19 protein-coding genes are annotated in these 17,584 nt (G+C 69.1%); 4 read left to right on the forward strand and 15 right to left on the reverse strand.

Annotation, left to right across the window (positions count from 1 at the left end; all coding sequences use genetic code 11):
- Nucleotides 1-17: 17 nt before the first annotated feature.
- Complete coding sequence (gene nrdR / locus ACX1D1_RS10885) at nt 18-533, reverse strand: transcriptional regulator NrdR (RefSeq protein WP_182784377.1); 516 nt, start codon at nt 531-533, stop codon at nt 18-20.
- A 163-nt stretch (nt 534-696) separates the two neighbouring features.
- On the reverse strand, nt 697-1,035 hold the full coding sequence (locus tag ACX1D1_RS10890; RefSeq protein WP_182784248.1) for a hypothetical protein: 339 nt from the start codon (nt 1,033-1,035) through the stop codon (nt 697-699).
- A 203-nt stretch (nt 1,036-1,238) separates the two neighbouring features.
- Between ACX1D1_RS10890 and lexA the strand changes: the two genes are divergently transcribed.
- The gene (lexA, locus tag ACX1D1_RS10895) at nt 1,239-1,976 is read left to right on the forward strand and encodes a transcriptional repressor LexA (protein WP_182784250.1); all 738 of its coding nucleotides are present in this window, start codon (nt 1,239-1,241) and stop codon (nt 1,974-1,976) included.
- Between the two features lie 16 nt (nt 1,977-1,992).
- On the opposite strand, the gene ACX1D1_RS10900 is transcribed toward lexA, so the two are convergent.
- The 4 genes from ACX1D1_RS10900 to miaA all read right to left on the reverse strand — a co-directional run bounded on the left by ACX1D1_RS10900 (nt 1,993) and on the right by miaA (nt 7,226).
- Nucleotides 1,993-3,903: an ATP-dependent DNA helicase gene (locus ACX1D1_RS10900; protein WP_182799982.1), complete on the reverse strand. Its 1,911-nt coding sequence runs from the start codon at nt 3,901-3,903 to the stop codon at nt 1,993-1,995.
- A 67-nt stretch (nt 3,904-3,970) separates the two neighbouring features.
- A complete protein-coding gene (gene hflX, locus ACX1D1_RS10905) occupies nt 3,971-5,395 on the reverse strand; it encodes a GTPase HflX (protein WP_459054570.1) in 1,425 nt (474 codons plus the stop codon).
- 75 nt (nt 5,396-5,470) lie between these two features.
- On the reverse strand, nt 5,471-6,286 hold the full coding sequence (dapF, locus tag ACX1D1_RS10910) for a diaminopimelate epimerase (protein ID WP_182784254.1): 816 nt from the start codon (nt 6,284-6,286) through the stop codon (nt 5,471-5,473).
- The gene (gene miaA / locus ACX1D1_RS10915; RefSeq protein ID WP_459054571.1) at nt 6,225-7,226 is read right to left on the reverse strand and encodes a tRNA (adenosine(37)-N6)-dimethylallyltransferase MiaA; all 1,002 of its coding nucleotides are present in this window, start codon (nt 7,224-7,226) and stop codon (nt 6,225-6,227) included. Before miaA ends, dapF begins: the two co-directional genes overlap by 62 nt.
- Before the next feature lie 89 nt (nt 7,227-7,315).
- Here miaA and ACX1D1_RS10920 point away from each other — a divergent pair, with 89 nt between their 5' ends.
- Nucleotides 7,316-7,513 (forward strand): antitoxin, encoded by a 198-nt coding sequence (locus tag ACX1D1_RS10920; protein WP_182784258.1) that lies wholly within the window; start codon nt 7,316-7,318, stop codon nt 7,511-7,513.
- A gap of 4 nt (nt 7,514-7,517) precedes the next feature.
- Here ACX1D1_RS10920 and miaB read toward each other — a convergent pair whose 3' ends face one another.
- Complete coding sequence (gene miaB / locus ACX1D1_RS10925; protein ID WP_182784260.1) at nt 7,518-9,008, reverse strand: tRNA (N6-isopentenyl adenosine(37)-C2)-methylthiotransferase MiaB; 1,491 nt, start codon at nt 9,006-9,008, stop codon at nt 7,518-7,520.
- Nucleotides 9,009-9,074: 66 nt separating this feature from the next.
- Here miaB and ACX1D1_RS10930 point away from each other — a divergent pair, with 66 nt between their 5' ends.
- Nucleotides 9,075-9,953 (forward strand): aldose 1-epimerase family protein, encoded by an 879-nt coding sequence (locus ACX1D1_RS10930; RefSeq protein WP_182799792.1) that lies wholly within the window; start codon nt 9,075-9,077, stop codon nt 9,951-9,953.
- 6 nt (nt 9,954-9,959) lie between these two features.
- On the opposite strand, the gene rny is transcribed toward ACX1D1_RS10930, so the two are convergent.
- The 4 genes from rny to ACX1D1_RS10950 form a co-directional block, all read right to left on the reverse strand.
- Nucleotides 9,960-11,567, reverse strand: coding sequence for a ribonuclease Y (rny, locus tag ACX1D1_RS10935; protein WP_370585806.1), 1,608 nt, complete (start codon nt 11,565-11,567; stop codon nt 9,960-9,962).
- Between the two features lie 254 nt (nt 11,568-11,821).
- Complete coding sequence (locus ACX1D1_RS10940; RefSeq protein WP_459054572.1) at nt 11,822-12,343, reverse strand: regulatory protein RecX; 522 nt, start codon at nt 12,341-12,343, stop codon at nt 11,822-11,824.
- Nucleotides 12,333-13,376, reverse strand: a complete 1,044-nt coding sequence (gene recA / locus ACX1D1_RS10945; protein ID WP_182799791.1) for a recombinase RecA — start codon at nt 13,374-13,376, stop codon at nt 12,333-12,335. Before recA ends, ACX1D1_RS10940 begins: the two co-directional genes overlap by 11 nt.
- Nucleotides 13,377-13,539: 163 nt before the next feature.
- Nucleotides 13,540-13,734: a DUF3046 domain-containing protein gene (locus tag ACX1D1_RS10950; protein WP_370585807.1), complete on the reverse strand. Its 195-nt coding sequence runs from the start codon at nt 13,732-13,734 to the stop codon at nt 13,540-13,542.
- A gap of 163 nt (nt 13,735-13,897) precedes the next feature.
- Here ACX1D1_RS10950 and ACX1D1_RS10955 point away from each other — a divergent pair, with 163 nt between their 5' ends.
- A complete protein-coding gene (locus ACX1D1_RS10955; RefSeq protein WP_182799981.1) occupies nt 13,898-14,656 on the forward strand; it encodes a DeoR/GlpR family DNA-binding transcription regulator in 759 nt (252 codons plus the stop codon).
- A gap of 13 nt (nt 14,657-14,669) precedes the next feature.
- On the opposite strand, the gene ACX1D1_RS10960 is transcribed toward ACX1D1_RS10955, so the two are convergent.
- The 4 genes from ACX1D1_RS10960 to rimO form a co-directional block, all read right to left on the reverse strand.
- The gene (locus tag ACX1D1_RS10960; protein WP_370585808.1) at nt 14,670-14,945 is read right to left on the reverse strand and encodes a helix-turn-helix domain-containing protein; all 276 of its coding nucleotides are present in this window, start codon (nt 14,943-14,945) and stop codon (nt 14,670-14,672) included.
- A gap of 86 nt (nt 14,946-15,031) precedes the next feature.
- Complete coding sequence (locus ACX1D1_RS10965; RefSeq protein ID WP_182784271.1) at nt 15,032-15,511, reverse strand: CinA family protein; 480 nt, start codon at nt 15,509-15,511, stop codon at nt 15,032-15,034.
- A 26-nt stretch (nt 15,512-15,537) separates the two neighbouring features.
- Nucleotides 15,538-16,155 (reverse strand): CDP-diacylglycerol--glycerol-3-phosphate 3-phosphatidyltransferase, encoded by a 618-nt coding sequence (gene pgsA / locus ACX1D1_RS10970; protein WP_182784273.1) that lies wholly within the window; start codon nt 16,153-16,155, stop codon nt 15,538-15,540.
- Entirely contained in the window at nt 16,152-17,570 is a 1,419-nt protein-coding gene (gene rimO / locus ACX1D1_RS10975) for a 30S ribosomal protein S12 methylthiotransferase RimO (protein WP_459054573.1), read from the reverse strand. The genes pgsA and rimO overlap by 4 nt, the downstream gene beginning before the upstream one ends.
- Between the last annotated feature and the right edge of the window lie 14 nt (nt 17,571-17,584).

Consider the following 17,584-nt stretch of genomic DNA (forward strand, 5'->3'; position numbering starts at 1 on the left):
GCGCTGGAAGATGTGTGTTAGCTGATGAGTGGCTGCTGTGCCGAGACGGGCCCGACGACCGCGGCGGCGCGGCTCAGATCCTTCTCGGCCGCGCTCAGGCGCAGCAGATCGATCTCGCGTTGGAAATCGTCCACGGAGTCATAGTTCTTGTAGACGCTGGCGAACCGGAGGTAGGCGACGGAGTCCAGCTCCTCGAGCGGGCCGAGGATGGCCACGCCGATCTGCTCGGCCGGGATCTCGGCCTGGCCGGACGCACGCAGCGACTCCTCGACGCGTTGGGCCAGAGCCGCCAGCTGCGCGGCCGTCACCGGCCTGCCTTTGCACGCCTTGGAAACCCCCATGATGACCTTGTCCCGGTTGAAGGACTCGACCACACCGGAGCGCTTGACGACGGTGAGCACCAACTGCTCGACTGTGGTGAACTTGCGCTCACAGACGGGGCAGACCCGCCTCCGTCGGATGGCTGACCCGTCCTCGGTTGCGCGCGAATCAGACACCTTGGTGTCTGTATTGCGGCAGAACGGGCAGTGCATGACCGGCGGGCCTTCCCTGGTGGACAGCGGAGGCCCTACCTTGCCATGCTGCAGCCGGAACCACAACTTATAGGGGAAAGACACCGCTGTAACTACTAGATGTAGGGACAGCCTAGATCGGGGTCCGCCGGAGGGCAAGGGCGAAACGCCGACGACTTCGCACCTATCGGGAGGCCGTCACATGCGCCCAGGCCGGATCCCCCGCGACGTAGTCCGTCGCCGGATCCACCTGGGCCATGCCCACGAACTGGGCGGCAGACAGGGTGAGCCCGACGGCGGCCAGGATACCGACGAACGCCACCTTCAACGCCAGCAATGGCGACGCCGTGGCCGGGCGGGCCACCTGGCACGAGGAGACAGTGCCCACGCGGCCAGGCGCGGCGGGCCTCGCCGGGCGGGCCAGGGGTCCCGCGAGCTCTGGCCGGCCGGCCGGGGACACGGTGACCACGCGACGCGCGCCGGCATGAACGACCTTGAAGCTGACTGCTTGTGCTGCGGTCATGACAACCTCTTTCCTGACCTAGAACGCCTGTTCGAAATAAACCTTAGCGCCTCCACCGCCGGAATGAAACACTCGTTCTATCCGGCGTGTCGCGGGAGCGATAGATGCAGTCCACACGAGCCCACTGACACTTTTTTCCGGGTCCCTTCGCGACACGCGTCGACATTTCGAACACACGTTCTCGCGAGCGGTAGGCTGCCGGCATGGCTGAAGAGACGAAGCGCCCACGACGAGGCCGCCCCACCAACGCATCCATCGAGGCCGAGCTCGGCAACATCGCCTCCTTCCCGGACGGGCCGGAGGATGTCCACGGGCTGACGAAGCGCCAGGTGGCCATCCTGCAGGTCGTCAAGCAGTCCATCGAAGAGCTGGGCTATCCGCCGAGCATCCGCGAGGTGGCCGCCCGCGCAGGGCTGGCCTCCACGTCGAGCGTGACCTACCAGCTCCGTGTGCTGGAGGAGAAGGGCTTCCTCCGCCGGGATCCCAACCGTCCCCGCGCCGTCGTGGTCACGATGCCCGGCGAGCAGCATCAGCTGGACCCGGCGCAGTCCTACGACGACGTCCCGAAGTCCGTCGCGGTTCCCCTCATCGGCCGCATCGCCGCCGGCGGGCCCATCCTGGCCCAGCAACAGGTGGAGGACGTGTTCGCTCTCCCCCGGCAGCTGGTCGGCGAAGGCCAGGTGTTCCTCCTGGAGGTGCGCGGGGAGTCCATGATCGACGCCGCCATCTGCGACGGCGACTGGGTGGTGGTGCGGCAGCAGTCGGACGCCAACAACGGAGACATCGTCGCGGCCCTGCTGGACGACGAGGCCACCGTCAAGACCTTCAAGCGCAAGGACGGCCAGGTGTGGCTGCTGCCGCACAACCCGGACTACTCCCCCATCGACGGCACCCACGCCCTCATCATGGGCAAGGTGGTCGCGGTGATGCGCAAGCTCTGAGGGCCTGCTTCAGCGGCTACTCCGAGCCGCGGAGGCGCCGCAGCGCGCGGACAGCGATGTCGCCGTCGGTGGTCATCCAGAACCCAGGCAGCGAGGACTTGAGGTACTCGCCGTAGCGCTTCGTGACGAGGCGCGGATCGAGTACGGCCACCACGCCCCGGTCCTCCAGGCGGCGGATGAGCCGGCCGGACCCCTGCGCGAGCAGCAGCGCCGCGTGAGTGGCTGCCACCCTCATGAATCCGTTGCCCCCGGCATCGTCGACGGCCTTCTTCCGTGCCTGCATCAGCGGATCGTCTGGGCGCGGGAACGGGATCTTGTCGATGATGACCAGCTGGCAGGTCTCCCCCGGCACATCCACGCCCTGCCAGAGCGACATGGTGCCGAACAGGGAGGTCTTCGGGTCCTCGATGAAGGTGCGGGTCAGCTCGGAGAGCTGCGCATCCCCCTGACACAGCAGCGGCAGGTCCGGAAGCTCCCGGCGGCAGTACTCCGCGGCCTGCTCGGCTGCGCGGCGCGAGGAGAACAGCCCCAAGGTGCGCCCCTCGGCCGCCCACATCAGCTGCGCGATCTCGGCGAGCGTCTCGGGGCTCATCCCGTCTCTGCCCGGCGGGGGAAGCCGCTTGGCCACGTAGAGGATCCCCTGGCGGGCGTAGTCGAACGGCGACCCGACGTCCACCCCGCGCCACGCGAAGTTGTCTGCGGGCTCGGCGTCGCCGGTGAGCCTGTCGTTGTAGTTGAGCCCGACGGAGCTGGCCGCCGCCTCGAAGGAGCCCCCGAGCTCGAGGGTGGCTGAGGTGAGCACGGCCGTGGTCTCCCCGAAAACCTGGCTCCGCAGCAGCCCCGCGACATTCAACGGCGCCACGTAGGCGGCGCGGCCCAGGATGTCGGATTCGGTCACCCAGACGACGTCTTCCTCGCTGACCTTGGCGATCCGCTCCGCCACGTCGAAGATCTCCTTCACGGCAGACGATGCCTGGGTGCGTTCGGCGTCGTCGGTGACCTTCCCGAGCGCACTGACCACCTTGCGGGTGACGTCGCGCAGCTGCGCGGCGGCGAACGGCAGCGGCGCGGAGGCCGATAGGATGCGCGTCAGATCGGATTCGGCCAGGGCCTCGCGCAGCACGTCCGCCTGGTCCAGGAAGTCCACCCCGAGGTCGTCGTCGAGCCACGGGAGGGCGCGGCGGGCGGTGCGCTCCACGACGCCAGGGGTCAGTTCGTCTGTGGCGGCGGTGGTGATCCGGCTGACCAGCTCGTGGGCCTCGTCGATGATCACCGCGGAGTGTTCCGGCAGCGCGGTGCCCCCGTGCATCGCGTTGATGGCCAGCAGCGCGTGGTTGGTGACCACCAACTGGGCGCTGCGGGCCTCCTCGCGGGAGGCCTCCACGAAGCACTCCGAGCCGAAGGGGCACAGAGCCACCCCTAGGCACTCGCGAGTGGGGATCGAGATCTGCGCCCAGCCCTTGGCGGTGTGCGACGGCGCGTCGTCACGATCCGCCAGGCCCTTCCGCTCGGCCTCCTCCTCCACCCATTCCCTCAGCGCCAGCACCTCGGCGCCAAGCCTGGAGACGTCGTCGGCCTTGCCCGCAGCCTCGGCCAGTGCGGAGCTGCCCAGCAGCGAGTCCTGTTCGGCCGAGCCGCCTGCCCGCGCCCGGTACAGGCAGGCGTAGTTGGTGCGCCCCTTGAGGATGGCGGCCTTGGGCCGGGTTCCCGTCACCTCCTCGACGGCGTCGAGAGCGGTGGGGATGTCCTTGCTGGCCAGCTGCGCCTGGAGCGCGAGGGTGGCGGTGGCGACGATGATGCGCTCGTCGGTGTCCACGCAGCGGGCGAGCGCCGGAGCGAGGTAGCCGAGCGACTTTCCGGTGCCCGTGCCCGCCTGCACCAGCAGGTGGACCCCGCCCTCCAGCGTGTCTGCCACCGCGTCCGCCATCGCCTGCTGGCCCGGGCGGGCCTCGCCGTGGATCTCCCCGACGGCCGCGGCCAGGATGAGGCCGTGATCAGTCACGGACGAAGGCCACCAGCTCGTCGGCCAGGTCCGGGCGGACGCGTGCCGTGATGAGGGTGCCCTCAGCGGTGTGCTCCAGGGAGTCGATCACGGCGGTCTTGTGGACCTTGTCCACCAGGTCTCCCCGCTCATAGGGCACCATCACCGTGAGCTGCACCTCGGGACGCGGCAGCCGTGCGTCCAGCTCCGCGCGCAGCGGCTCAACGCCCAGGCCCGTGCGGGCGGAGACCACCACCGCGTCCGGATGGTTGGCCCGCAGAGCCATGATTGCGGCCTCGTCTGCCGCGTCGGCCTTGTTCAGTACCAGGAGCTCGGGCACCTGGGAGGCGCCGATCTCGTTGAGCACGGTGCGGACCGCGGCGATCTGCCCCTCCGGGTCAGGGTCTGAGGCATCCACGACATGCAGCAGCAGGTCCGCCTGAGCGGACTCCTCCAGCGTGGAGCGGAAGGCCTCGACGAGGTCGTGGGGCAGATGCCTGACGAACCCCACGGTGTCCGTCAGCGTGAAGACGCGGCCGTCGTCCGTCTCGGTGCGCCGCGTGGTGGGATCCAGCGTGGCGAACAGCGCGTCTTCGACCAGGACCCCCGCCCCGGTCAGCCTGTTGAGCAGCGAGGACTTGCCCGCATTGGTGTAGCCGACGATGGCCACCGACGGCACCTGATGGCGCCGCCTCTCGGCGCGCTTTCCCTCCCGCGTGGCGTCCATCTCCCGGAGCCGCCGCCGCAGCACCGCGATCCTGCTGTAGATCCGGCGCCGGTCCGTCTCGATCTTCGTCTCGCCGGGGCCACGGCCTCCGATGCCGGCTCCCCCCGCGGCGCGGCCGCCCGCCTGGCGGGAGAGGTTTCCGCCCCATCCGCGGAGCCGCTGCTTCAGATACTGCAGCTGCGCCAGCTCCACCTGTGCCTTGCCCTCGGCGCTCTTGGCATGTTGGGCGAAGATGTCCAGGATCAGTGCGGTGCGGTCCACCACCTTCACCTTGATCCGGTCTTCCAGGTTGCGCAGCTGCGCGGGCTCCAGTTCGCCGTCGCAGATGACGGTGTCCGCGCCGGTGGAGCGCACCGTTTCCGCGACCTCTTCCACCTTGCCTCGACCCACGTAGGTGGCCGGGTCAGGGTGGCTGCGCCGCTGGACCAGCTCTGCCAACACTTCGGAGCCGGCCGTTTCCGCGAGCAGCCTCAGCTCAGTCATCGCGTTGTCTGCGTCCTCCTGAGTGCCGGAGGTCCAGACGCTCACCAGCACCACCCGCTCGAGGCGCAGCTGGCGGTACTCGACCTCGGTGACGTCTTCCAGCTCGGTGCGCAACCCCGCGACCCTGCGCAGCGAGCGCCGGGCCTCAAGGTCTTCCTGGTCTCCGTCGAGGTCCGGCTCGGGTTCGGCGTCGAAGTCGAGCTGCTCGTCAAGTGAATGTTCTGTCATCGTGGGCCCCATTGTCCCAGCCCACACGCCGTAACCCAAGCTGCGGGAGCCTGGCTGTGGATAACCCGCGACGGATCAGATCCAGAACTCGCCGCGACCCACGATCACGGCGGGGCCGGTCAGCCGCGCCTCGCCGTCGACGAACTCGGCCGTCAGCTCCCCGCCGGGCACGGTGACGACGACTGGGCCGGGATGCCCGGAGCTGTTCCGGTGGGCGGCGGCTGCGGCCACCACGCCGGTGCCGCAGCTCATCGTCTCACCCACGCCCCGCTCGTAGACCCTCATCGCCAGCCGGCCGGGGCCCTCGACGTGCACGAACTCGATGTTGGCGCCCTCGGGGTAGGCCGACGCAGGCTCCCAGACCGGTGCATGATGCAGCTCCAGCCCCGGCAGGACCCCTTCGTCGACGAAGACCACGGCGTGCGGGTTGCCCACATCCACCTTCACCGCGGGCCACTCGAGGCCCTCGTGGAGCACCGTGACGGGGGTGTCGAGGACTGCGACGCGCCCGATGTCCGTGCTGATCAGGCCGTGCCGGGCGACATCGATGTGCTTGACTCCGGCGCGGGTGGCGACGTCGAAGGACCCGCTGTCCACCAGCTGTTCGTTGATGAGGTGCCGGGCGAAGACGCGAAGCCCGTTGCCACACATCTCCGCCACGGAGCCGTCGGCGTTGTAGTAGTCCATGAACCACAGACCGGGCTCGCCCTCCCAGTCGCGCACGCTACCGGCGCGGACCACCCGGATCACGCCGTCGGCGCCGATGCCCGAACGCCTGTCGCACACCACCTGGATGAACTGGGGATGCATCTCATGCATGCCGTAGGAATCATCGAGGATGATGAAGTCGTTCTTGGTGCCGTGACCCTTGTGGAAGCTGAAGCGCCGCATCGTGACCCTCTCCCGCGTGATCGGCCAATCCTAGCGCGGCAAGCACCGTCGCGACGTTGCTGGTGGCGGTTGCGTCCAGCCAGACGATGCGCGGGTCCCTGTGGTACCACCCGAGCTGCCTGCGGAAGAACCTGCGGGTGGCCGCCTTGACGGCCGCGCGCGCCTCCTCTGCGGTGCTCACTCCGTCCAGGTGGTCCACCACCTGCCGGTAGCCGATGGCGCGCACCGCCGTCACCCCTTCGCGCAGCCCGACGTCCAGTAGCCGCCGCACCTCGTCGACGAGCCCCTGGTCGAACATTGCATCGACCCGTTGCTCGATGCGCGCGTCCAGGGCCGCGCGCTCCAAGCTGAGGCCGAACTGGTGCACGTCGGGTAGCTCGTAGGTCCACTCCGGCAGGCTGGGCCGGTGGCCCCCGGTCAGCTCCGCCACCTCCAGCGCCCGCACGGTCCGGCGTCCGTTGCCCGGCTCGATCTTGGCCGCGGACTCCGGCGCGAGCAGGGCGAGCCGACGGTGCAGCTCCGGCGCCCCGACCCGGTCCAGCTCGGCCTCCCACCGGGCCCGGATCTCCGCGTCCGAGCCGGGAAAATCGAAGTGGTCCACGATGGCCCGGGTGTACAGGGGCGAACCGCCCACCATGATGGGCACCACCCCCCGGGCACGCAGCTCGGCGATGACCGACCGCGCCGCCGCCTGAAACTCGGCCACGGAGGCCCGTTCGGTGACCTCAGCGGTGTCGATCAGATGATGCGGCACCCCGGCCCGCTCCTCGCGGGTCGGCTTGGCCGTTCCGATGTCCATGCCGCGGTAGACCAGCATCGAGTCCGCGTTGACGATCTCGGCGGGACGGCCGGAGGCGATCAGGCTGAGGGCCAGGTCGACGGCGAGTCGGGACTTGCCCGTCGCCGTCGGGCCCACGAGCACGATGAGCGGCAGGGACACGCACGCCAGTGTGCCACGCTGCCCGCGTTCGTTTTGCGCGCCGGGCATGATGGAGGCGTTCTATTCACCTACCCCAGAAGGAGCACAACATGGGACTTTTCGACAACATCGGAGACCTCGCCAAGCAGCACGAGGAGCAGATCGAGGCGGGCATCGAGCAGGCCGGTGACCTGATCGACGAGAAGACCGGCGGCAAGTACGCTGGCCAGGTCGATCAGGCGCAGGCGTTCGCCAACGAGAAGCTCGACTCTGTCACGGGCGACCAGGCGCCCCCCGCCGGGTCCTGACGGGTCAGGCGCAGCCGGCGCTCACCGTTTCGGGCGCCGGCTCGCCCACCGCAGGCATCCCCAGCCCGATGCCCACGGGCTTCGGCTGAGCGGTGGCCGCCTCCCAGGCGTCGCCGCCCCGGGTTCGCCGCAGGTTCCTCAGGGGCTCGTCGGAGTTGAGGTGATGGGGCGCCGCGTGGGTGACCCGCACCGTCGCGATGTCCCCGGGGCGCGGGCGTAGCGCGGGCTCCGAGGGCACAGCCACGTGCACGAGGCGGTTGTCGCGGCCTCGGCCGCTCATCCGGTGTGTCTCCGAATCCTTGCGGCCCTCGCCGGTGGCGAACATCACCTCGATGTCGCTGCCTGCCAGGCGGCGGTTCTCCTCCCAGGCCAGGTCGTTGACGAGCTCCACCAGCCTCTCGTAGCGCTCCTGCGTGACCGCCTTCGGCACCTGGTCCGGCATGGTCGCGGCGGGGGTCCCGGGCCGGATGGAGTACTGGAACGTGTAGGCGGCGGAGAACCGGGCGCGGCGGACCACGTCCATCGTGGCCAGGAAGTCCGTCTCCGTCTCGCCGGGGAAGCCGACGATGATGTCGGTGGTGATGGCGGCCTCCGGCATGGCTGAGCGCACGCGGTCCAGGATCCCGAGGAACCGTTCGGACCGGTAGGAGCGGCGCATGGACTTCAGAATCCGGTCTGATCCGGACTGCAGCGGCATGTGCAGCTGGGGCATCACGTTGTGGGTCTCCGCCATGGCGTCGATCACGTCGTCGGTGAAGTCCTTGGGGTGGGGTGAGGTGAACCTCACCCGCTCAAGGCCCTTCACCTCCCCGCAGGCCCTGAGCAGCTTCGCGAACGCCTGCCGGTCCCCGAACTCCACGCCGTAGGCGTTGACGTTCTGGCCCAGCAGGGTGATCTCCTGCACGCCCTGCTCCACCAGCATCTCGATCTCGGCGAGGATGTCGCCCGGGCGCCGGTCAGCCTCCTTGCCGCGCAGCGCCGGCACGATGCAGAACGTGCAGGTGTTGTTGCAGCCCACGGAGATCGACACCCACGCGGAGTACGGCGACTCCCGACGGGTGGGCAGGTTGCTGGGGAACGTCTCCAGCGCCTCCTTGATCTCGATCTGCGCCTCGCGCTCCACGCGTGCCCGCTCGAGGAGCGTGGGGAGGGAGCCGACGTTGTGGGTGCCGAACACCACGTCCACCCAGGGCGCCTTCGCGAGGATGAGGTCCCGGTCCTTCTGGGCCATGCAGCCGCCCACGGCGATCTGCAGGCCCGGATGACGGGCCTTCACGCTGGCCATGTGGCCCAGGTTGCCGTAGAGCCGGTTGTCCGCGTTCTCCCGCACCGCGCACGTGTTGAACACCACGACGTCGGCTCCGGCGCCGAGCCCGTCGCCTGCCTGCGCGCGGGACAGGCCGGCCGATTCCAGCAACCCGCTGATCCGCTCCGAGTCGTGGACGTTCATCTGACACCCGTAGGTGATGACGTGGTAGGTGCGTGGGTCAGCCATGGTTCCACCATGCTAATCGCCCGCCTGAGGGCCACCCAATCATGGGCCTGCCGTAGGCTCGGCCCCATGACGCTCAACCCCACCGGCACCCAGTTCACCATCACTCACGGCCGCTTCGCCGCCGTCGTCACGGAGGTCGGAGCCACGCTGCGCAGCCTGACCTTTGACGGCCAGGAGGTGCTCTGGACCTTCGCCGAGAACGAGGCCCCCTCCGGCTCGATGGGGCGCCAGCTCCTCCCTTGGCCCAACCGGATCCGCGACGGCCGTTACACCTTCGACGGGGAGAGCTACCAGCTGCCGATCACCGAGGTGCCGCGCACCACAGCCCTGCACGGGCTCAACGACGGCGTCGCCTGGCAGCTCGTCAGCCACACGGCCGACGAGGTGATCCTCACGTCGCGCTACTACCCGCAACGCGGGTGGAACGCGGTGCTGGAGGCCACCATCGGGCACCGCGTCGGCGACGACGGGCTGACGGTGAGCGTCGAGGTGACCAACGTGGGCGCCACGCGCGCCCCCTACGGCTACGGCGCGCACCCCTACCTGGCGGCGGACCTCGCCACGGCGGAGCTCACCCTCCCCTTCGCGCAGGAGCTGCTGGTGGACCCGGAGCGGCTGCTGCCGATCTCCATCGCCGAGGTCACAGCGGAGCACGACTTCCGCGAGACGCGCGTCATCGGCGACACCGAGTTCGACACGGCGTTGACCGGCGTCGACGGCGCGTGGGAGCTGACGCTCACCACGCTCGGGCGCACCGTCACCCTGTGGGCCGACGAGACGCTCCCCTGGGGGCAGGTGTTCACGCAGCCTCAGCGCAAGGCTCTGGCCGTCGAACCCATGACCTGCGGCCCGGACGCGTTCAACGAGGGCCCCACCCACGAGGGTCTGATCGTGCTGGAGCCGGGGGCGTCGTCGCGCTCGGTGTGGGGCTTCCGGGTCAGCTGACCGGCGTCAGTGGGCGGTCTCCGTGGCGCGCGATTCGCGCACCACGGTGATCCTGATCTGCCCCGGATAGCTCAGGTTCCGCTCCACCTCCGCGGCGATGTCACGCGCCAGCGAGTGCGCCTGTGCGTCGTCGACGCTCTCCGGGGCCACCATGATCCGCACCTCGCGGCCTGCCTGCATGGCGTACGCGCGCACGACCCCCTCGTGCGCCATCGCGATGCCCTCGAGGTTCTCCATCCGCTCGACGTAGGCCTCGAGTGATTCGCGCCGGGCGCCGGGACGCGAGCCTGAGATGGCGTCCGCGGCCTGGGTGAGCACCGCCTCGACGGTACGGGGCTCCACCTCGTTGTGGTGGGCCTCGACGGCGTGGACGATGTCCTCGTGCTCGCCGTGCTTGCGCAGCAGCTCCGCGCCGATGAGGGCGTGGGGGCCCTCCACCTCGTGCGTGAGCGCCTTGCCGATGTCGTGGAGGAAGGCGGCCCGCTTGCACACCGCCACGTCCAGCCCGAGCTCCGCCGCCATCACCCCGGCGAGGTGCGCGCACTCGACCAGGTGGCGCAGCACGTTCTGTCCGTAGGAGGTGCGGTAGGCCAGCGAGCCGAGGATCGGGATGAGGTCCGGATGCAGATCCACGATGCCCACCTCGGCGAGAGCATCCTCGGCCTCCCGTTCGATCCGCTCGTGGATGCGGCGCTGGCTGCGCTCGAAGACCTCCTCGATGCGGGCGGGGTGGATGCGGCCGTCGGCCACCAGGTCCGTCAGCGTGAGCCTGGCCGTCTCCCGCCGGACCGGATCGAAGCTGCTCAGCAGTACCGACTCGGGAGTGTCGTCGATGAGGACGTTGACGCCGGTGATCTGCTCGAAGGCACGGATGTTGCGGCCCTCACGCCCGATGATGCGGCCCTTCATGTCGTCGCTCGGGAGATCCACCGTCGAGACCACGGACTCGCTGGTCTGCTCGGAGGCCACCCGTTGGATGGCGGTGATGACGATCGAGCGTGCCAGCCGATCCGCCTCCCGCTTTGCGGTGGCCTCGATGTCGCGGGCCAGCGATGTGGCGGTGAGCTTGGCCTGCCGCTCCGCCTCGACGATGATCTCCGCCTTCGCCTCGGCCACCGTCAGGCCGGCCACGCGTTCCAACTCAGCATTGGCCTGCTCCCGCTCCTCGCGCAGGGCCTCACGCTGCTCGCGCAGCTGGGCACGCTGCGCCTCCATCCGTTGGGCGCGGGACTCGAGGCCCTCTGCGTCTGCAGCCACCCGGTCCTCGCGCTCGTGAAGGCGTGACTCGCGTCTCTCCTGCGTGGCTCGGATCTCCCGCAGCTCGGCGCGCTGCGCGGCGAGCGAGATCTCCATCTCCGCACGCCGTCGCTCCACGTCCTCCATGGCTTCCCGGGCCCGGTCCTGGGCCTTCGCCAGCATCCGCTCCGCGTCTTCGCGCAGCGAGTTGGCGGCCACCTGGGCCGACTCCCGCATCGAGGCCATGTCGTCCCGGGAACGCCGCTCCCAGGAGTCACGCTCCGCCCGTGACCGCGCGGCTGATCGCCACAGGAACCACATCAGGACGAGGACGCCAACCAGGAGAAGGCCTGCAACGATCCAACCGAGCTCGCGCACGGCGCCTCCTTCGCTAGAACCACATGGTTCGCGGGCACCGCACATCTCCGGGCAGACACGCCCGACCTCATGGGTCGGGAAAAGGTTCGGAGCGCGCCAGCGCACTCCGAGGGTGGGCGTCATGCGGTGGCCGAGGCCACCGAGTGGTGTCGTTTCAGATTCACCGGCCGAAGCAGGCGAGAGTTTATGCGGGGTCCTGGAACCTTGCCCCCGAGCCTATTCCTGACCTGTGGAAAACTCAACAGTTGGCACGATCAAAAATCATCATCCGCGACGCCGGTCTCCTCGGACTCCCCCATCACCTCATCGACGACCGAGGCCACCACGCCCCCGTCGAACCCGCGACGGGCGAGTGCACCGTAGAGCCGTCGGCGCGCGACCGCCCGCTCCAGCGCAGCCATCGACCGCAGCCTGCGACGGGCCAGCGTGAGTGCGGCACGGCGCTCGTCGTCCCTGCTGAGCCCTGCCAACGCCTCATCGGCGACGTGACGCTCGATGCCCTTGGTCTGCAGCTCCTGCCTGATCCGCATCCGTCCTCGAAGACCGAACCCCGACCTGGACGCGGTGAGCGCTGCAGCGAACGACGCGTCGTCGATCAGGCCGACATCCGTGAAGCGCTCGAGTATCTCGTCTGCCACATCCTCAGGAACGTTGCGCCGCGCCATGGCGCTGCGCAACTCCTTCTCGGAGCGCTGGCGCACAGCCAGCTGGTCCAGCGCGATCTTGCGGGCCACCTCGAGCTGGGTGGCCCGCTCCGTGGGAACCTCAGAAGTCAACTTCGCCTGTCTCCGGGTTGATCCCCTCAGGGACCCCTTCCTTGTCCACCCCGAGGTGGAGGCGGATGCGGCGCTCGATCTCGGCCGCCACGTCGGGGTGGTTCCTGAGGAAGTTGCGGGCGTTCTCCTTGCCCTGCCCCAGCTGATCCGCGTCGTAGGTGAACCAGGCTCCGGCCTTGCGGATGATGCCGGCTTCCACGCCCATGTCGATCAGGCTGCCCTCACGGGAGATTCCCTCGCCGTAGATGATGTCGAACTCGGCCTGCTTGAAGGGCGGTGCCACCTTGTTCTTGACCACCTTGACGCGGGTGCGGTTGCCCACGCTCTCTGTGCCGTCCTTGAGGGTCTCGATGCGGCGGACGTCCAGGCGCACGGAGGAGTAGAACTTCAGGGCGCGACCACCGGTGGTGGTCTCCGGGCTGCCGAACATGACGCCGATCTTCTCGCGCAGCTGGTTGATGAAGATGGCGGTGGTGTTGGTGGTCTTCAGGGCGCCCGTCATCTTGCGCAGCGCCTGCGACATGAGGCGAGCCTGGAGGCCGACGTGCGAGTCTCCCATCTCGCCTTCGATCTCCGCGCGCGGGGTGAGGGCGGCCACCGAGTCGATCACGATGAGCGCGATCGCCCCGGACCGCACGAGCGTGTCCGCGATCTCCAGGGCCTGCTCGCCGTTGTCCGGCTGGGAGACCAGCAGCTCATCGGTGTTGACGCCGAGCTTCTGCGCGTAGTCGGGATCCAGCGCGTGCTCCGCGTCGATGAACGCGCAGATGCCGCCGCCGCGCTGGGCGTTGGCGATGGCATGCAAAGCCACGGTGGTCTTTCCGCTGGACTCCGGGCCGAAGACCTCGACCACCCGGCCGCGCGGAAGACCCCCGATGCCGAGCGCCACGTCCAGCGCCACGGAACCGGTGGGGATGATGTCGATGGGCTGACGGTTGTCCTCCCCCAGGCGCATCACGGATCCCTTTCCGTGGGCCTTCTCGATCTGGGCGAGGGCTGCTTCTAGCGCCTTGTTGCGGTCCGCTACGGCCATGGGATGAATCCTCTCGAGGACTGGACCGCGAACGGCCAGCTGCTGTGTGGTGTTGTCACTCTAGGAAACGGCTCGGACACTTTTTCAGCCGAGCCACCGCCTGTGGAGAACTGTTGTGGAACCCAGCCTAGGCGAACACTCGTTCGAATGCCGCGCGACACGCTCAACGCTGCGTGTCATCCAGTTCGAGGTGCAGCCATACGGCCCGCCAGATGCGCTTGCAGGGCAGCCCCGCCTCGAGCGCCTCCCGGACCGTGCGGCCCCCGAGTTCCGCGAGCACCACCTGATCCGCCCACACGGCGGCGTACCCGGAGGGCAGCACGGTGCCCATTCGCAGCCACAACTCCACCTCACGCACACCGCCACCGTAGCCGCCCACGCAACCCGCGTTCGACTCACGCGAGAGCGATGAGCGAGGGATGTAGACTCGCTCAGAAAGTTGAGCACAACGCTCAACCGGTGCGAAGGAGCCCGCTCGGATGAATGCGCCTGGACTGACCTCCCACAAGCGCTCAGACCGCATGGTGGCGCTGCTGGCGATGCTCAACGAGAACGGGCCGCTGGCTCTGTCGGACCTGGCCTCGACACTCGGCGCGTCGGCCGCCACCATCCGCCGCGACGTGGCCCTCCTCGCCGCACAGGGACTGCTGGAGCGCACGCACGGCGGCGCGCGGGCGGTCAAGGGCAGGGAACTGCCGGTGCGGCTGCGGGATGGGCGCAATCAGGACGCCAAGCGCCGCATCGCCCGCACCGTCGTCGGGCTCCTCCCTCCGGGGCGGCACGCCATCGGCCTCACCGGGGGCACGACGACGGCGGAGGTGCTGCGCGCACTGCACCACCGCAGCGATCTGACGATCATCACCAACTCGATCAGCATCGGCCTCGAGGCCGCCGAGCAGGGCCAGGCCCGGATCCTGATCGCCGGCGGCGTCCTCCGTCCGAGCTCACTGGAGCTGGTCGGCTCCCTGGCTGAATCCACCATGAAGCTGGTCAACGTGGGCACAGCCGTGGTGGGGGTCGACGGGGTCAGCGCCTCAGGTGGGCTGACCACACACGACGAGATCGAGGCGCGCACCAACTACGCGATGATCGAGCGCGCCGAGCGGGTGGTGGTGGTGGTGGACTCGACGAAGGTGGGTCACGTGACCCTGGCCAAGATGGCCGACATCACAGAGATCCACGCCCTCGTCACGGATGCGGGAGCGCCCGAAGACGAGCTGCAACGCATCCGCGACGCGGGCGTCGAGGTCTACGTGGTGGAGGGACCACCCAGCCACTGAGCGGGCCCTCTGCTCAGGCGGCCACCGGCACGCGACGCATCCGCTGCGCCTCGAGGGCGGCCAACTTGCCGCTGATGGCGATCATCAGATCCGACAGCGACAGGTCCAGAGCGGTCGCGATGGCGAAGAGCACCTCGCTGGAGGCCTCCTTGTGGCCCCGCTCGATCTCCGAAAGGTAGCCGAGCGAGACCATGCTCGCCAGCGACACTTCACGCAGGGTCATGCCGGTGGACATCCGCTTTTCCCGGAGCGTCTCACCCATCACCTTACGAATCAGAATCGTCTTCACGGCTACCTACCCAACTGGAGGGCTCACTGCCCGTCCTCGGAGGGTGAAACCACGGCAGCTGCCGGTTTGTTCCCGATTGTTTGGATCTACAGAACGCGCAGCAGCATCTCGAAGGCGTGCTCGACCGCGGCGGCACGCACGGCCTCACGGTCTCCGTCGAACACCCTGAGCTCCGTGTACTGGGGAGCCGGCGACATCCCCACCCTGGGGCCGACGACGGCGAACCACACGGTGCCCACCTTGGCGCCGTCTGTCTCCGTGGGACCGGCCACGCCCGTGGTGGCGATGGCCCAGTCCGCATCGCAGCGTGCTTTGGCGCCCACCGCCATCTGGAGGGCGGTGAGCTCGTTGACGACCCCCTCCGAGTCGATCAGCTCCGGATCCACCCCGGCCAGGCGGGCCTTGAGGTCTCTGGCGTAGGTGATGAGGCCGCCGCGGTAGACGACCGAGGCGCCGGGCACCGAGGTGAGGGCCGCACCGATGCCGCCGCCGGTGAGCGACTCGCAGGTGGCGAGCGTCACGGACCGGTGGGTCATCTTCTTGATCACATCTTCTGCCGTGGTCACCAGGCCCCCTCGTCGCGTCCGTCCGGTCAGCCTACCTGGCCCGCCCTGCCCTGCTTGCGGATGTTCCAGGCGTGGCGGAGGTAGTCCGCGCCTGTGACGACCGTGAGGATCAGCGCGGCCCACATGAGCGCCCAGGCGATGAACTGGACGGCGCTCGGAAGGAACTGCAGCCCGACGCTGAAGACGATCAGCGCAAGGGTCTGGGTGAGCGTCTTGGCCTTGCCACCCTTGTTCGCGGCCATGATCCCGTACTTGGCGATGGCGGCGCGCACCCAGGTGATGCCCCACTCGCGCACCAGGATGATGATGGTGAAGAACCACGGCAGGCCCACCTGGCCGGGAAAGGAGTCCAGGATGGACAACGAGACGAAGGCGGCGCCGGTCAGCGCCTTGTCCGCGACCGGGTCCCAGAGCTTGCCGAAGTCCGTGACGAGGTTGTATCGGCGCGCAATGTAGCCGTCGGCCAGATCCGTCAACATGGCGACCACGAACACGGCGGTGGCGGCGAGGCGCCAGCCGAGATCATCCGGGGCGATGAACATGAGCACCACGTAGACGGGCACCAGCAGGATGCGGATCACCGTCAGCACGTTGGGGACGTTCAGGTTGCTCGGTTTCCCGACGGCCCGCTTGGGTTGGCTCATGTCGCCTCCGCGATCAGATCGATTCCGGCCGAATCCACCACGTGCGCGGCCACCAGATCGCCGACCGAAGCCTCGCGATCGAGCGTGACCACACCGTCGGTCTCAGGGCCCTGGTGCATCGCGCGCCCGACGATCTCATCGTCGATGCTCTCCACAAGGACGACGATATCCTCACCAACCCGGTCCGCGGCGCGCGCCTCGCAGACTTCGAGGGCCAGATCGGCCAGGTGGGCGCGCCGCGCCTCGATCTCGTCCTCGGGGAGGTGCCCTGGCAGCCCGACGCCCTCGGTGCCCTCCTCGTCGGAGTAGCCGAAGACGCCCATGACGTCGAGGTTCGCCTCGACGATGAACCCTCTCAGGATCTCGAGGTCCGCCTCGGTCTCCCCCGGGAACCCCGCGATGACGTTGCTGCGGATGCCGGCCGCGGGGGCATGCGCCCGGATCCTGCCGATGAGGTCCAGGAAGCTGTCCGCATCGCCGAAACGGCGCATGGCGCGGAGGACGGAGCGTGAGGCGTGCTGGAAGCTGAGATCGAAGTAGGGCACCACCTTCTCCGTGGTGAGCATGGCGTCCAGCATCCCGGGGCGGATCTCCGCCGGCTGCAGGTACGACACCCGGATCCAGTCCAGCCCGTCCACCCGGCTCAGCCGCGACAGTAGCGTCTCCAGCCGGTGCTCCGTCCCGAGGTCCTTGCCGTAGGAGGAGGTGTTCTCCGAGACGAGGAAGACCTCCTTGACGCCCTGCTCGACGAGCCAGCGTGCCTCCGCCTCGATCTCGTCGACGGGGCGCGACAGGTAGCTGCCGCGGAAGGCGGGGATGGCGCAGAACGCGCATCGACGGTCGCACCCGGAGGCGATCTTCAGGGACGCGGACGGCCCCCCGGCGAGGCGGCGGCGCAGCGTGCGGGGCCCCGAGGCCGGGGCCACACCGTCGGGCAGCGGGGAGTGCCCCGGCACCGCGACACCTCCAGCCGCGGCAGGACGGGCCGACGGCGTCAGCGGGAGCAGCAGGCGGCGGTCGCGGGGGACGTGCGAGGTGTGGTGCTCGCCGTCGAGGATGCCTCGGAGCCGGTCGGCGATGTCGGCGTAGTCGTCGAACCCGAGGACGGCGTCGGCCTCCGGCAGCTCGTCGGCGAGCTGGACGCCGTACCGCTCGGCCATGCACCCCACAGCGACGACGGCGCGCACGGTTCCCGAGTCCTTCAGCTCGGCGGCCTCCAGGAGGGTGTTGATGGAGTCCTGCTTGGCCTGCTCGACGAAGCCGCAGGTGTTCACCACCACCGTCTCCGCGGCGCCCGGGTCGTCGACGAGAAGGAACCCACCCACCTCGAGGCGCGCGGCCAGCTCCTCGGAGTCGACGTCGTTGCGGGCGCAGCCGAGGGAGGCGATGTGGACGGAGTGGGTGGCTGTCTTCACCGGGCCATTATCCG

It is taken from the genome of Tessaracoccus luoxuelianae (assembly GCF_054483915.1).

Coding starts and splice junctions, on each gene's coding strand:
- nrdR (WP_182784377.1), bottom strand. CDS start 533: ATGCACTGCCCGTTCTGCCGCAATACAGACACCAAGGTGTCTGATTCG.
- ACX1D1_RS10890 (WP_182784248.1), bottom strand. CDS start 1,035: ATGACCGCAGCACAAGCAGTCAGCTTCAAGGTCGTTCATGCCGGCGCG.
- lexA (WP_182784250.1), top strand. CDS start 1,239: ATGGCTGAAGAGACGAAGCGCCCACGACGAGGCCGCCCCACCAACGCA.
- ACX1D1_RS10900 (WP_182799982.1), bottom strand. CDS start 3,903: ATGGCGGACGCGGTGGCAGACACGCTGGAGGGCGGGGTCCACCTGCTG.
- hflX (WP_459054570.1), bottom strand. CDS start 5,395: ATGACAGAACATTCACTTGACGAGCAGCTCGACTTCGACGCCGAACCC.
- dapF (WP_182784254.1), bottom strand. CDS start 6,286: ATGCGGCGCTTCAGCTTCCACAAGGGTCACGGCACCAAGAACGACTTC.
- ACX1D1_RS10920 (WP_182784258.1), top strand. CDS start 7,316: ATGGGACTTTTCGACAACATCGGAGACCTCGCCAAGCAGCACGAGGAG.
- miaB (WP_182784260.1), bottom strand. CDS start 9,008: ATGGCTGACCCACGCACCTACCACGTCATCACCTACGGGTGTCAGATG.
- ACX1D1_RS10930 (WP_182799792.1), top strand. CDS start 9,075: ATGACGCTCAACCCCACCGGCACCCAGTTCACCATCACTCACGGCCGC.
- recA (WP_182799791.1), bottom strand. CDS start 13,376: ATGGCCGTAGCGGACCGCAACAAGGCGCTAGAAGCAGCCCTCGCCCAG.
- ACX1D1_RS10955 (WP_182799981.1), top strand. CDS start 13,898: ATGGTGGCGCTGCTGGCGATGCTCAACGAGAACGGGCCGCTGGCTCTG.
- pgsA (WP_182784273.1), bottom strand. CDS start 16,155: ATGAGCCAACCCAAGCGGGCCGTCGGGAAACCGAGCAACCTGAACGTC.